The organism is Stutzerimonas stutzeri, assembly GCF_024448895.1.
Taxonomy (GTDB): Bacteria; Pseudomonadota; Gammaproteobacteria; order Pseudomonadales; family Pseudomonadaceae; genus Stutzerimonas; species Stutzerimonas stutzeri_Q.
The window spans coordinates 104,137-118,295 of record NZ_JAMOIC010000005.1 but is presented as its reverse complement, the minus strand read 5'-3'; the positions used below and the strand labels follow the sequence as shown (position 1 = coordinate 118,295).

The following is a 14,159-nucleotide window of genomic DNA, read 5'->3' as shown; positions in this document are numbered from 1 at the left end:
AAATGGAAACCCGCGCCCATCATGTACTGATCGGACTGTTCACCGTCGCCGCCGTCGGCTGCGCCCTGCTCTTCGCCCTGTGGCTGGGTAAATCCAGCATGGACCGTGAATACAGTTATTACGACATCGGCTTCAGCCAGGCCGTAAGCGGCCTGTCCAGCGGCAGCTCGGTGGAGTACAGCGGCATAAAGGTCGGCGATGTGACCGAGTTGTGGCTGGAGCCGGACGACCCCCGCAAGGTCCGTGCGCGCGTCCGTGTCTACGGCGGTACGCCGATCAAGACCGACACCCAGGCACGTCTGGCGCTGGCCAACATCACCGGCAGCATGGTCATCCAGCTGCACGGCGGTACACCCGAGGCTCCTCGGCTCGAAGGCGATCAGGAAGAACCACCACTGATCGTTGCCGACCCCTCCTCGCTCACTGCCCTGCTGGAAAACGGCGAAGACCTGATGAGCAACATCAACAATCTGCTGCTCAGCGCCAATCAGATCTTCTCCGAGGAGAACACCAGTCGCCTGAGCCGCACCCTGGAGCACCTGGAGTCGGCCACCAGCGTGCTCTCCGAACAGCGAGGCGATCTGGCGCAGACGCTTCGGCAGTTCAATCAGCTGAGTGAGCAGGCCAATACCGTGATGGGTGAACTGTCGAGCCTGGCCCGCAACGCCAATGGTCTGCTCGATGACCAGGGCCGCAGCGTGCTGACCAGCGCGGCGCAGTCTATGGGCACGCTGGACCAGACCACCGCTCGGCTGGACACGCTACTCGAGGAGAACCAGGGCGCGCTTAACAACGGCATGCAAGGCTTCAACGAACTGGGCCCTGCCATCAACGAATTGCGCACCACACTCGGGGCGCTGCGCCGAGTCACTCAGCGCCTGGAAGACAACCCCAGCGGCTTCCTGCTCGGCCGCGACAAACTGCAGGAGTTCAACCCATGATCCTTCGCCAATCCCTCTCCCGCTTTGTGCTGCTCGGGCTGTTTTCGGCACTTGCCGCGTGTTCGGTTCTGCCGGAATCGGAGACCTTGCGAATCTTCCTCCTGCCCATCACTCCGACGCCGCAGCAGAGCAGCGAACCGACCTTGCAGCACGCGCTGCGCATCAATACGCCGCAAGCCAGCCGCATCCTCTCCAGCCAGCGGATCGCCGTGGTGCCACAGGGCAACGAGATCAGCGCCTATGGTGGCGCGCGCTGGAGCGACGCGGCGCCAGCCCTGTTGCGTGATCGCCTGATCGAAGCCTTCCAGCGCGACGGCCGCATGCCGTCGGTCAGCAACGAAGACGTCAACCTGTACGCCGACCTCAGCCTGCACAGCGATCTGCGCGCCTTCCAGAGCACGTATATCGACGGCAAGCCGGTGGTGCTGATCACCCTGGACACCCGCCTGGTCAACCGCAACAACCAGCACACCCTGGCCAATCGCCGTTTCGAGGTGCGGCAACCCAGCACCGGCACTGGCGTCGAGCAGGTAGTGGAGGCTTTTGGCCAGGCCAGCGACCGCCTCAGCGCTGAGGTTCTTGAGTGGACGCTCGGCCACGCACGTAAATTGCCGTAACCCAACAGAACGGCAGCTAATCGCACCGGTATTGATCCAGATACACACAAAGTGCGTGTTAGAGCGCCTAACATGGCTCTGGACCTCACAACAGCCGGAGCAGATTCATGAGTCAGCCACGCACCCGAACCGCGCTCAAGGCCCTTGCGTTCGTAGTCGTCATCGCTGTCATCGGCGTCCTGCTCTGGAACGAGTTGCGTCCGAGCGGGCTGGGCGACGGCTTTGCCAGCGGTAACGGGCGTATCGAAGCGACCGAAATCGACGTTGCGACCAAAAGTCCCGGCCGCGTGCTGGAAATCCTCGTGGATGAAGGCGATTTCGTTCAGCCCGGCCAAGTGCTGGCGCGCATGGACACCGAAGTGCTGCAGGCTCAACTGAACCAGGCACGTGCCCAGGTCCGTCAGGGCGAGAACGCGATCCTGACGGCCCAGGCCATGGTCGCCCAGCGCGAAAGTGAACGCGCCACAGCCGAGGCCGTGGTGACCCAGCGCCGTGCAGAGCTCACCGCCACGCAGAAGCGCCATCAGCGCACCGAAACCCTGGTGGCGCGCAATGCCATGGCACGCCAGCAACTCGACGATGATCTGGCTGCGATGCAAAGCGCTCAGGCCGCCTTGGCCGCGGCGCGCTCTCAAGTGATCTCGGCCGATGCCGGAATCGCCGCGGCCAAATCCCAGGTGATCGAGGCTCAATCCTCGGTCGAGGCCGCTCAGGCTGGCGTCGAACGGCTGCAGGCCGATATCCGCGACAGCGAGTTGAAGAGCGACCGCGTCGCCCGCGTGCAATACCGAGTGGCGCAAGCGGGGGAAGTGCTCGGGGCCGGCGGCAAGCTGCTCAACCTGGTTGACCTGGCCGATGTGTACATGACGTTCTTTCTGCCGGAGCGCCAGGCAGGTCGGGTCGCCATTGGCTCCGAGGTACGCCTCGTGATCGACGCCGCGCCGCAGTACGTGATTCCGGCGCGGGTCAGCTATGTCGCCAGCGTTGCGCAGTTCACGCCTAAAACAGTGGAAACCGAAAGCGAGCGCGAGAAGCTGATGTTCCGGGTCAAGGCCAGGATCGATCCCGAGTTGCTCAAGCGCCATATGGAGCAGGTCAAGACCGGCCTGCCGGGCGTCGCGTACCTGAAGCTGGACGCTGACGTCGAGTGGCCTGCCCACCTGCAAATCAACGTCACGCCATGATCGAGCAGCTAGAGGCGGTGGTGCAGGTTGATGGAGTCAGCCTGCAGTACGGCAAGACGCACGCGCTCGACGAGCTGACGCTGACCCTGCCCGCTCGGTGCATGGTCGGGCTGATCGGCCCCGATGGGGTGGGCAAATCCAGCCTGCTGGCACTGATCTCCGGCGCACGCAAGCTGCAGCGGGGCACGATAGCGGTGCTCGGCGGCGACATCGGTAACGCCGCCCATCGGCGCAAGGTGTGCCCGCGCATCGCCTACATGCCTCAGGGGCTGGGCAAGAATCTCTACCCGACGTTGACGGTTTTCGAGAATCTCGAGTTCTTTGGCCGCCTCTTCGGCCAAGACGCTGAGGAGCGTCACTGGCGTATCGCCGAGCTGACCCGTAGTACCGGACTGGCCTCCTTTATCGAGCGACCGGCGGGCAAGCTCTCAGGCGGCATGAAACAGAAACTGGGGCTGTGCTGCGCCCTGATCCACGATCCCGATCTGCTGATCCTCGACGAGCCCACCACCGGCGTCGATCCGTTGTCGCGCGCGCAGTTCTGGGAGCTGATCGACCGCATCCGCACCGAGCGGCCACAGATGAGCGTACTGGTCGCCACCGCCTACATGGATGAGGCGCAGCGTTTCGATCACCTGGTGGCGATGGACGCCGGCAAGGTGCTGGCCACCGGCAGCCCGGCAGTACTCCTGTCTCGTACCAGCAGCGACTCGCTGGAACAGGCTTTCATTCGCCTGCTGCCCGAAGACAAGCGCAGCCAGCACCACGAACTGATCATCCCACCGCAGCCGCAAAGCGACAGCATCGCCATCGAAGCGCATGGCTTGACCATGCGCTTCGGCGATTTCGTTGCGGTGGATCAGGTCAATTTTCGCATTGCCCGTGGCGAAATCTTTGGCTTTCTCGGCTCCAATGGTTGTGGCAAGACGACCACCATGAAGATGCTCACCGGCCTGCTGCCCGCCAGCGAGGGCGAGGCGCTGCTGTTCGGCAAACCAGTGGACCCACACGACATGCAGACCCGCCAGCGCGTCGGCTACATGTCCCAAGCGTTCTCGCTGTACAGCGAACTGACGGTGCGGCAAAACCTCGACCTGCATGCTCGGCTGTTCCACCTGCCGGCAGACCGCCGCGAACCACGCGTGCGAGAGATGCTCGAGCGCTTCAGCCTCACCGATGAGGCCGACAGCCTGCCTGGCAACCTGCCGCTGGGCGTACGTCAGCGTCTGTCGCTGGCAGTAGCGGTGATTCACAACCCGGAGATTCTGATTCTCGATGAACCCACTTCGGGCGTCGACCCGGTGGCACGCGATGGCTTCTGGGAACTGCTGGTGCAGTTGTCACGAGATGACGGCGTGACCATCTTCATCTCCACCCACTTTATGAACGAAGCGCTGCGCTGCGACCGCATTTCGCTGATGCATGCCGGCCGGGTACTCGACAGCGACACCCCAAAAGTCCTGATGGAAAAACGCGGACTGCCTACGCTGGAAGCGACCTTCATTGCCTATCTCGAAGAGGCCGCTGCGGCGAACGCGAGCGGCCCCTCAACCGGCACGCCGGGACCAGGCCGAGCCCCTGAGCGGCCCGCGGCCAGCACACGACAGGCCCGCTTCAGCCTGCGCCGGCTGTTCAGCTATTCGCGCCGCGAGGCCATGGAGCTGCGCCGCGACCCGATCCGCGCCACGCTGGCGATGCTCGGCAGTGTCATCCTGATGTTCATCATGGGATACGGCGTCAGCTTCGATGTCGAGAATCTCAGCTACGCCGTCCTCGATGGCGATCAGACCACCACCAGCCAGCACTACCTGATGAACATCGCTGGCTCCCGCTATTTCGAAGAGAAACGGCCACTCGCCAGCCACGCTGAACTCGACGCGCGCATGCGCAGCGGCGATATCAGCCTGGCGGTAGAAATTCCGCCAAATTTCGGCCGCGACCTCAAACGCGGCGCGGTCCCGCAGATCGCCTTCTGGATCGATGGCGCCATGCCCATGCGCGCCGACACCATCAAGGGCTATGTGCAGGGCATTCATCTGACTTACCTGCAGCAACTGGCCCGTGAATCAGGCGTGAGCGGACAGCTTTCGCCAGCCGATGTAGCCATCCGCTACCGCTACAACCCCGACGTGCAGAGTCTTCCGGCGATGGCTCCGGCAATGATTCCGCTGTTGCTGATGATGATTCCGGCGATGCTGACCGCACTTGGCGTGGTACGAGAAAAGGAGCTGGGGTCGATCACCAACTTCTACGTCACGCCGACCACTCGCCTGGAGTTCCTGCTCGGCAAGCAGTTGCCCTACATCGCGCTGGGCATGTTCAACTTCGCAACGCTGGCGCTGCTGGCCGTATTCGTCTTCGGCATTCCGATCAAGGGCAGCATTCTTACCCTCTGCCTCGGTGCGTTGCTTTACGTTGCCTGCGCCACGGGGCTCGGGCTGCTGATGTCGTCGATCCTCAACAGCCAGATTGCGGCTATCTTCGGTACCACCATCGTCACCCTTTTGCCTGCCATCCAGTTCAGCGGGCTGATCCACCCGACGTCGGCGATGGAAGGTTTCGGCGCCTTTATCGGCAAGCTCTACCCCACCACTCACTTCCTCATCATCAGTCGCGGGGTGTTCTCAAAGGCGCTGGGGCTTGCAGAGCTGTACCCCTATTTCATTCCCATGTTGCTGGCCATACCGCTGCTGACGCTGCTCAGCGTCATTGGCTTGCGCAAGCAGGAGCGATGAGATGGGCAACGTCCGGCGAAAACTCGGCAACATCGCACAGCTCGGATTAAAAGAGCTGCGCAGCCTTTACCGCGACCCCGCCATGCTGGTGCTGATCCTCTATTCGTTCACCCTGGCCATTTACCAGGGCGCGACTGCCGTGCCGGAAACGCCGCACCGTGCGAGCATTGCCGTGGTCGACGAGGATCGGTCCCAGGCGTCTGTACGCATCATCAACGCCTTCCAGCTGCCCTACTTCATCGAGCCCAAGGCCATTAACCTGCAGCAGATGGACGGCGGAATGGACGCAGGCCTCTATACCTTCACCCTGAACATCCCACCGCGATTCCAGGAGGAACTGCTGGCGGGTCGTCAGCCGACCATTCAGCTAAACGTTGACGCCACTCAGGTCAGCCAGGCGTTCACCGGGGCGGGCCACATCCAACAGATCATCGCCAGCGAGACTGCCGAGTTCCTCAAGCGCTACCGCTCAACAGAAGCATTGCCCGTCGAAGCCGTCGTGCGCACGGCTTTCAATCCCAACCTCAGCCGCGCCTGGTTCGGCGCCGTGAATGAGGTGATCAACCAGATCACCATGCTGGCGATCATCCTCACCGGCGCGGCCCTGATTCGCGAGCGAGAACACGGCACCATCGAGCACCTGCTGGTCATGCCAGTCACGCCCTTCGAAATCATGGTCAGCAAGGTCTGGGCGATGGGGTTGGTGGTGTTGACGGCAGCAGCCTTCGCCCTGCGTTTCGTGGTCGAGGGCTGGCTGGACATTCCCATCCAGGGTTCGCTGCTGCTGTTCGCCGGCGGTGCCGCGCTGCACCTCTTCGCCGCAACCTCGATGGGGATCTTCTTTGGTACGGTAGCGCGCTCGATGCCGCAACTTGGGCTGCTGGTGATACTGACGCTGATCCCGCTGCAGATTCTTTCCGGAGGTGTAACCCCGCGCGAAAGCATGCCGGCGCTGGTGCAGAACATCATGCTCGTGGCGCCCACCACGCACTTTGTCGAACTGGCGCAGGCCGTGCTGTTCCGCGGCGCCGGTGCATCGGTCATCTGGCCGCAACTGCTGGCGCTGCTGGCAATCGGTACGGTGTTCTTCCTTGGCGCACTTTCGCGGTTGCGGCAGTCGCTGCGTTAGTAGCCGAGCGATGCGGCGTCAATCCAACTAGCAATCATCCTGCCCTGGAGCATCGAGCGCCAGGCAGGCGGCCTGTGTGTCCAGCCGCTGATCACATGCCGCGCGAATGGCGGCGATGCGCGACACCATTCGCCGGCTGGCGATGCGCACCGCTGGATCGTCGCTGGCCATGAGTTCGAGGGAGAACGCCGTAAGCGCCTCGGTGAGTTGAGCAACGCTCTGATTGGACAAGCTCAGCAGCTCAGCGAGCTGGGTATTTCGGCTAGGCATTCCATTGCTACCGGTGGTGATGGCGGCGCGATATTACTTTATTACATCACCTTTGCTACATGCCCTTCGTCAGGGTTTTTGCAGCTTGTGAAACTGATGCAGTCTCACCAGACCATTGTTTTAACTGACTTACCTGCCGCAGACTTTCCTGCTGCCCTATCACTTCACGTGAGGCTTGGGAATTTTTATATTTCCGGCGGGTCTATCCTGCCGACATGCCAAGAGCCTTCAGCTCAATTAGCGCGCCAAGGAAGCCTATCATCATGCGCATTCTCGTAACCGGCGGAGCCGGATTCATCGGCTCTGCTCTGATCCGCCATCTCATTCAAGATACCCAGCACAGTGTCCTCAACCTGGACAAGCTGACCTACGCCGGCAATCTCGAGTCGTTGGCCGAAGTGGAAAACAGCGACCGCTATCAGTTTCTTCAAGCCGACATCGCCGATCGCGACCGTGTCAGCGAGGCGCTGCTGCAATTCCAGCCGGACGCCATCATGCATCTGGCCGCCGAGTCCCACGTCGATCGTTCCATCGACGGGCCGGCCGAATTCATCCAGACCAACATCGTTGGCACCTATCAGCTGCTCGAAGCGACCCGTGCGTACTGGCAGTCGCTGCCGACCGAGCGACGCGACGCCTTCCGCTTCCATCATATTTCTACCGATGAAGTGTATGGCGACCTGCATGGGGTCGACGACCTGTTCACCGAGACCACACCCTACGCGCCCAGCTCGCCGTACTCGGCCAGCAAGGCGTCCTCGGATCACCTGGTCCGTGCCTGGCAGCGCACTTATGGCCTGCCGGTGCTGATCACCAATTGCTCGAACAACTACGGCCCCTATCACTTCCCCGAGAAGCTGATCCCGCTGGTGATTCTGAACGCGCTGGATGGCAAGCCACTGCCCGTCTACGGCAATGGTACCCAGGTGCGTGACTGGCTGTTCGTCGAGGACCACGCACGCGCGCTGTTCAAGGTCGTGACCGAAGGCAAAGTCGGCGAGACCTACAACATCGGCGGCCACAACGAGCAGAAGAACATCGACGTGGTACGCGGCATCTGCGCGCTGCTCGAAGAGCTGGCTCCGCAGAAGCCTGCCGGCATCGAGCGCTTCGAAGACCTGGTCACCTTCGTCAAGGACCGCCCGGGCCACGACCTGCGCTACGCCATCGACGCCAGCAAGATCGAGCGCGAGCTCGGCTGGGTCCCGGAGGAAACCTTCGAGACCGGCCTGCGCAAGACCGTGCAGTGGTATCTGAACAATCTGGAATGGTGCCGTCGCGTTCAGGACGGCAGCTATCAACGTGAGCGCCTTGGCGCGCTGGAGCAAAACGCATGAAAGGAATCATCCTCGCCGGAGGCTCCGGCACCCGTCTGCATCCCATCACCCTTGGCGTATCCAAGCAGCTGCTGCCGATCTACGACAAGCCGATGGCCTACTACCCGATCTCTGTGCTGATGCTGGCCGGGATTCGCGACATCCTGTTGATCTCCACGCCGCAGGATCTGCCCCAGTACCGCAATCTGCTGGGTGACGGCAGCCAGTTCGGGGTGAACATCAGTTATGCCGAGCAGCCCTCGCCGGATGGCCTGGCGCAAGCCTTTCTGATCGGTGAAGAGTTCATCGGCAGCGACCCGGTCTGCCTGATCCTCGGCGATAACATCTTCCACGGCCAGCATTTCACTGAAAAGCTGCAGCGTGCCTCGGCGCAAAAGAAAGGCGCCACGGTATTCGGCTATTGGGTCAAGGATCCGGAGCGCTTCGGCGTGATCGACTTCGATGAGAACGGCAAGGCCCTTTCGATCGAAGAGAAGCCGGCCAAGCCGAAATCGAGCTACGCCGTGACCGGTCTGTACTTCTACGACAACGATGTGGTCGAGATTGCCAAGTCGATCAAACCATCGCCTCGCGGTGAGCTGGAAATCACGGACGTGAACAACGTCTACCTCAAGCGCGGCGATCTGAATGTCGAGCGCTTCGGCCGCGGCTTCGCCTGGCTCGACACCGGCACCCACGACAGCCTGCTGGAAGCCTCGCAGTACGTGCAGACCATCGAACATCGTCAGGGCCTGAAAGTCGCCTGCCTGGAAGAAATCGCCTATCAGCACAAGTGGATCGACCGCGAGCAACTGCTGCGCCGCGCCGATGCCCTGGGCAAGACTGGCTACGGCCAGTACCTGTTCAAGTTGGCCGGTGAAGACGCATGAAAGTCATCGCGACCGACATTCCTGACGTGCTGATCATCGAGCCGAAGGTGTTCGGCGATGAGCGCGGCTTTTTTTACGAGAGCTTCAACGCCGCGGCCTTCGAGGCCGCGACGGGGGTAAAGCGTAGCTTCGTGCAGGACAACCACTCCAAATCCCAGCGCGGCGTGCTGCGTGGCCTGCACTATCAGATCCAGCAGCCTCAGGGAAAGCTGGTGCGGGTCGTAGCCGGTGAAGTGTTCGACGTTGCTGTCGACCTTCGCCGTAGCTCACCAACCTTCGGACGCTGGGTTGGCATTCACCTGAGCGCGCAGAACCAGCGCCAGCTGTGGATCCCGGAAGGCTTTGCGCACGGCTTCGTGGTCCTCAGCGAGAGCGCCGAGTTTCTCTACAAGACGACCGACTACTACGCGCCCGAGCATGAGCGATCCTTGCTCTGGAACGACCCGCAGATCGGTATCGAATGGCCGTTCGAGGAGCTGCCGCAGCTGTCTCAGAAAGACGCTGCGGGGAAGATCCTCAGTGAAGCGGAGCTGTTTGCATGAAAATCCTGATCACCGGCAGCACGGGGCAACTGTCTCGCGAGCTACAGCTAGCGCTTGCCGGTGAAGGAAAGGTGCTCGCACTGGGACACAAGGTGCTGGATCTGGCCGAACCCGCGCAGATTCGCCAGCAGGTTCGCCTGCTGCGTCCCGATCTGATCATCAATGCGGCTGCTTACACGGCCGTCGACGCTGCGCAGGGCGAACGCGAACGCGCTTTTGCGGTGAACGCCACCGGCCCGGGCGTGCTCGCGGAAGAGGCGGCGACGCTAGGTGTCCCGCTGATTCACTACTCCACCGATTACGTATTCAACGGCCGCAAATCCGAGCCTTACCGCGAAGAAGACCAGCCTGCTCCCTTGAGCGTTTACGGCGAGAGCAAGCTGGCTGGCGAACAGGCGATCCGGGCGGTGGGTGGCGAACATCTGGTGTTGCGCACCAGCTGGGTCTACTCCACGCACGGCCGCAACTTCCTGCTGACCATGCAACGCCTGCTGCAGGAGCGCGAATCGCTGTCAGTGGTTGACAACGAGATAGGCGCACCGACCTGGGCCGGCACCTTGGCGAGCGTGACCGCGGACCTGGTGCGCAAATGGCGCAGCGGCGATGCCGGCCCCAGCGGCCTGTACCATCTGACGGCCAGTGGCGAGACCTCGTGGTACGGCTTCGCCTGCAGCATTGCCGAGCAGCTACGGCAACAGGGCTTGTTGCGCGCACGCGTGAATCCCATTCTGTCCGCCGATTACCCCACCGCTGCCCAGCGCCCGCTCAACTCCCGACTCGACTGTGGCCGCTTGCAACGTGAGTGGCAGGTGAAGTTGCCGGCCTGGGAAACCGCTCTGCATCAGTGTTTGAGCGACACGCGCAATGTTCGGATGGATCGCAGCGCCTAGCGCATGCAAAGTGCCGCCTTATAGCGCCCTTTTAGGTCAGCACTGAAGCCGCCGTACGGTCCTCGGCGGCGAGCCGTGGTCACCGATGAACGTGCATAATGGCGCCCGAATCACAGGCGCATCCGCATGACACCTTCCGAATCCCCGCGACGGCCCCGCTGGCGTAATCTGGCGCTCCTAACGCTATTGCTCGCGCCACTGCTGTGGCCGCTGCAACAGCTGGCCGAGCGTTACTACAGCAACGAGCTGGTCGAGCAGAATCGACAGACGCTCGATCTATACGTGGCCAACCTGCTTGGTTCGCTGCGCCGTTACGAAGTGCTGCCACGCATTCTCGGCGACCTGCCTACGTTACGCACGGCGCTGCGCCAGCCCGATGACGCAACCGCCAAGGATCAGGCCAACCGTCTGCTCGATCAGCTGCGCAAGGAAACAGGCGCCGACGTGATCTATCTGATGGCGCCGGACGGCAACACACTGGCTGCTTCGAACTGGAACGAGGAAGACAGCTTCGTCAGCCGCAATTTCGCCTTCCGCCCTTATTTCCGGGAAGCGATGGCCGGCAATCTGGGCCGATTCTTCGGCCTGGGCACCACCTCCGGTAAGCGCGGCTATTACTTCGGCGCTGCCGTTCGCGATGGCGACGCCGTGCTCGGCGTGCTGGTGGTCAAGGTGGATCTGGACCATACCGAGACGTTGTGGGGCAACACCCCCGAGCAACTCATGGTGACCGACAATTTCGGTGTGGTGATCCTTACCTCAAGACCTGAATGGCGGTTTCGCGCCAGCCGGGCGCTGGATATCGAGGAGCGCGAGCAGATCGCCCAGGAGCGCCCCTACCCGACGATCAAACCGCGGGACCTGACGCTGGACATCAACTCCTGGCTGATCCAGAGCCGCGAACTCAAGGAAACCGGCTGGACGGTGCGCATCCTGGCGCCGATCAATCTCGTCGAGCGTCCCGTACAGACCGTCGTCGCGATCGGCGCGGCCACGCTTGCGGCCCTTTTGCTGCTGCTGGGGTTACTCATGCAGCGGCGCCGACATTATCTGGAGCGCATCGCCTTGGATGCCAAGGCGCGGCAGCAACTGGAGCGCCGCGTGCAGGAGCGGACCCAGGACCTGGAAGCGCTGAATAGCCGGCTCAAGCAGGAAGTTCTGGAACGCGAGCAAGCCCAGCAGGAACTGGTCCGCGCCCAGGACGAACTGTTGCAAGCCGGCAAGCTGTCCGCTCTGGGCACCATGTCCGCCAGCATCAGTCATGAACTCAACCAGCCGCTGGGTGCGATTCGCAGTTACGCGGACAACGCGGGCGTCCTGCTCGATCAGCAACGCAACGAGGAAGCCCGCGACAACCTCAAGCTGATCAGCGAACTGACCGCCCGTATGGCCTCGATCATCGCCCATCTGCGGGCTTTCGCCCGACGAGATCGACATGCGCCCGAGCGGGTGGCACTGCAACCGGCCCTTGACGATGCCCTGGCGTTGCTGGCCAAACGTCGACAGGCCATGGGGGTGGAACTGATTCGCGACCTCCCCGACGCCACACTGTGGGTGCAGGCCGGCGAAACGCGGTTGCGGCAGATCCTCTCCAACCTGCTGGCCAATGCGCTCGACGCACTCAATGAGCGCGCGCCGACCAGACGCATCTGGCTGCGCGCCGAACGCCAGGGCGACGGTGTACTGCTGTCACTGCGCGACAACGGCCCTGGTTTCTCCGCAGCAGCGCTGGAGCGAGCCCGCGAACCGTTCTTCACGACCAAAACCAGCGCCCAGGGATTGGGGCTCGGCCTGGCCATTTGCGATACGCTGACGCGTGCCCTGGACGGCGAGCTGACCATAGCCAACCATCCCGAGGGTGGTGCCCAGCTCAGCCTTTATCTGAAATCCGCCGACTCCGGCGCCGTTTTCCCGAGCGAGGACTAGCATGACCAGCCAGATCGACCCGCAGTTTCAGGTAGTCCTGGTCGATGACGATCCTCATCTGCGCAAGGCGCTGAGCCAGACGCTCGACCTTGCAGGGCTCAAGGTGCTGAGCCTTGGAGATGCGCGCGGCCTGGCTGCCATGCTCCCGGTGGATTGGCCTGGCGTGGTGGTCAGCGACATCCGCATGCCCGGGCTGGATGGCCTGGAACTTCAGCAACAGCTTCATGCAATCGACAGCGACCTGCCGGTTCTGCTGATTACCGGTCACGGCGACATTCAGCTTGCGGTGCAGGCGATGCGGGCCGGCGCCTATGACTTTCTCGAGAAACCCTTCCCCAGTGAGGAGTTGCTTGACGGTGTGCGCCGGGCCCTGGCACTGCGGCAGCTGGTGCTGGACAACCGCAGCCTGCGCCTGGCCCTGGCTGATCGTCAGCAACTGTCGACGCGATTACTTGGCCAGTCGCCCGCCATGCAGCGTCTTCGCGAGCAGATCGGTGCGCTCGCCGGAACTCAGGCCGATGTACTGATCCTTGGCGAAACCGGCGCGGGCAAGGAAGTGGTCGCGCGCGCGCTGCACGATTTGTCCAACCGTCGTGAGGGCCCATTCGTGGCGATCAACGCTGGCGCGCTGGCCGAATCGGTAGTGGAAAGCGAACTGTTCGGCCACGAAGCCGGCGCCTTCACCGGCGCGCAGAAGCGACGTATCGGCAAGTTCGAATTTGCCAATGGCGGCACCCTGTTCCTTGATGAAATCGAAAGCATGAGCCTGGACGTGCAGGTCAAGCTCTTGCGCATGCTGCAGGAGCGCGTGGTCGAGCGCCTGGGCGGCAATCAGTCGATCCCGCTGAATATCCGCGTCATCGCGGCCACCAAAGAGGATCTGCGCCACGCGGCCGACCAGGGCCGGTTCCGTGCCGACCTCTACTACCGCTTGAACGTCGCACCACTGCGCATCCCACCGCTCCGCGAACGCAGCGAAGACCTGTTGTTTCTGTTCCAGCACTTCGCCGAAACCGCCGCGAACCGTCATGCCCTGCCGATCCGTGAATTGCGACCGGAACAGCGTGCGCGACTATTGCGGCACGCCTGGCCCGGAAATGTCCGGGAGCTTCAGAACACTGCTGAGCGTTTCGCGTTGGGCCTGGACCTGGGCCTCGATGACCCCGCGCACGCGTCCGATGGCTTGTCGGGCGTAGCCGGAAGTGGTCTGAACGAACAGGTCGATACCTATGAACGCTCGCTTATTGCAGCCGAGTTGGCGCGACCGCACAGTTCGCTGCGCAGCGTCGCCGAAGCGCTGGGCTTGCCGCGCAAAACGCTGCACGACAAATTGCGCAAGCACGGGCTCATATTCAACGATGTTGGCGGAAGCTCGCCGGATGAGAGTGATTAGGTGGCGGTTTCCCGCCACTAAAACAAGATTCTGCTCCCCATTTTCACTGCTGCGGCTTTAAGCCACACCTTTGCAACATTTCTCGGGCTAGCTGTGACGCGCGTAGCCCACCGTCATGGGCTTTGTGCAAAACCGCAAGCTAGACGCGCTGGCTGAGAAATATTCGACAGCATTCTGCCATTACACCGGTAAACTCCCGCGCTACGGGAACAGGTTCGTGCTTCATGGCATGGCACTTGCTCCCGCTAACCCCATGAGTTGGCAAGACTGGTCAATGGGTTGCCGTCGCGACTTTTCTCCGATGACGCCTAGACTTGTTCTGCTGG

At 62.3% G+C, this 14,159-nt stretch carries 12 protein-coding genes; 11 read left to right on the top strand and 1 reads right to left on the bottom strand.

Features of this window, described 5'->3' with window-relative positions; all coding sequences use genetic code 11:
• Positions 1 to 2 precede the first annotated feature (2 nt).
• The 5 genes from NA619_RS07940 (at position 3) to NA619_RS07920 (ending at position 6,606) form a co-directional block, all read left to right on the top strand.
• The gene (locus NA619_RS07940; protein WP_255961241.1) at positions 3 to 941 is read left to right on the top strand and encodes an MlaD family protein; all 939 of its coding nucleotides are present in this window, start codon (positions 3 to 5) and stop codon (positions 939 to 941) included.
• Entirely contained in the window at positions 941 to 1,558 is a 618-nt protein-coding gene (locus NA619_RS07935; protein ID WP_423836815.1) for an ABC-type transport auxiliary lipoprotein family protein, read from the top strand. Before NA619_RS07940 ends, NA619_RS07935 begins: the two co-directional genes overlap by 1 nt.
• Before the next feature lie 107 nt (positions 1,559 to 1,665).
• On the top strand, positions 1,666 to 2,742 hold the full coding sequence (locus NA619_RS07930; RefSeq protein WP_255961239.1) for an HlyD family secretion protein: 1,077 nt from the start codon (positions 1,666 to 1,668) through the stop codon (positions 2,740 to 2,742).
• A complete protein-coding gene (rbbA, locus tag NA619_RS07925) occupies positions 2,739 to 5,477 on the top strand; it encodes a ribosome-associated ATPase/putative transporter RbbA (RefSeq protein ID WP_255961238.1) in 2,739 nt (912 codons plus the stop codon). Before NA619_RS07930 ends, rbbA begins: the two co-directional genes overlap by 4 nt.
• A 1-nt stretch (position 5,478) precedes the next feature.
• Positions 5,479 to 6,606 (top strand): ABC transporter permease, encoded by a 1,128-nt coding sequence (locus tag NA619_RS07920; RefSeq protein WP_255961237.1) that lies wholly within the window; start codon positions 5,479 to 5,481, stop codon positions 6,604 to 6,606.
• Between the two features lie 27 nt (positions 6,607 to 6,633).
• Here the strand turns inward: NA619_RS07920 and NA619_RS07915 are convergent, their stop codons facing one another.
• A complete protein-coding gene (locus NA619_RS07915) occupies positions 6,634 to 6,876 on the bottom strand; it encodes a hypothetical protein (protein ID WP_255961236.1) in 243 nt (80 codons plus the stop codon).
• A gap of 263 nt (positions 6,877 to 7,139) precedes the next feature.
• Between NA619_RS07915 and rfbB the strand changes: the two genes are divergently transcribed.
• The 6 genes from rfbB (at position 7,140) to NA619_RS07885 (ending at position 13,833) form a co-directional block, all read left to right on the top strand.
• Positions 7,140 to 8,213 (top strand): dTDP-glucose 4,6-dehydratase, encoded by a 1,074-nt coding sequence (gene rfbB, locus NA619_RS07910; RefSeq protein ID WP_255961235.1) that lies wholly within the window; start codon positions 7,140 to 7,142, stop codon positions 8,211 to 8,213.
• Entirely contained in the window at positions 8,210 to 9,082 is an 873-nt protein-coding gene (gene rfbA, locus NA619_RS07905) for a glucose-1-phosphate thymidylyltransferase RfbA (protein WP_255961234.1), read from the top strand. Before rfbB ends, rfbA begins: the two co-directional genes overlap by 4 nt.
• Positions 9,079 to 9,624, top strand: a complete 546-nt coding sequence (rfbC, locus tag NA619_RS07900; protein ID WP_255961233.1) for a dTDP-4-dehydrorhamnose 3,5-epimerase — start codon at positions 9,079 to 9,081, stop codon at positions 9,622 to 9,624. The genes rfbA and rfbC overlap by 4 nt, the downstream gene beginning before the upstream one ends.
• A complete protein-coding gene (rfbD, locus tag NA619_RS07895) occupies positions 9,621 to 10,514 on the top strand; it encodes a dTDP-4-dehydrorhamnose reductase (protein ID WP_255961232.1) in 894 nt (297 codons plus the stop codon). Before rfbC ends, rfbD begins: the two co-directional genes overlap by 4 nt.
• Positions 10,515 to 10,640: 126 nt before the next feature.
• Positions 10,641 to 12,440, top strand: coding sequence for a sensor histidine kinase (locus NA619_RS07890; protein ID WP_255961231.1), 1,800 nt, complete (start codon positions 10,641 to 10,643; stop codon positions 12,438 to 12,440).
• Position 12,441: 1 nt separating this feature from the next.
• A complete protein-coding gene (locus tag NA619_RS07885) occupies positions 12,442 to 13,833 on the top strand; it encodes a sigma-54-dependent transcriptional regulator (protein WP_255961230.1) in 1,392 nt (463 codons plus the stop codon).
• The last annotated feature ends 326 nt before the right edge of the window (positions 13,834 to 14,159 follow it).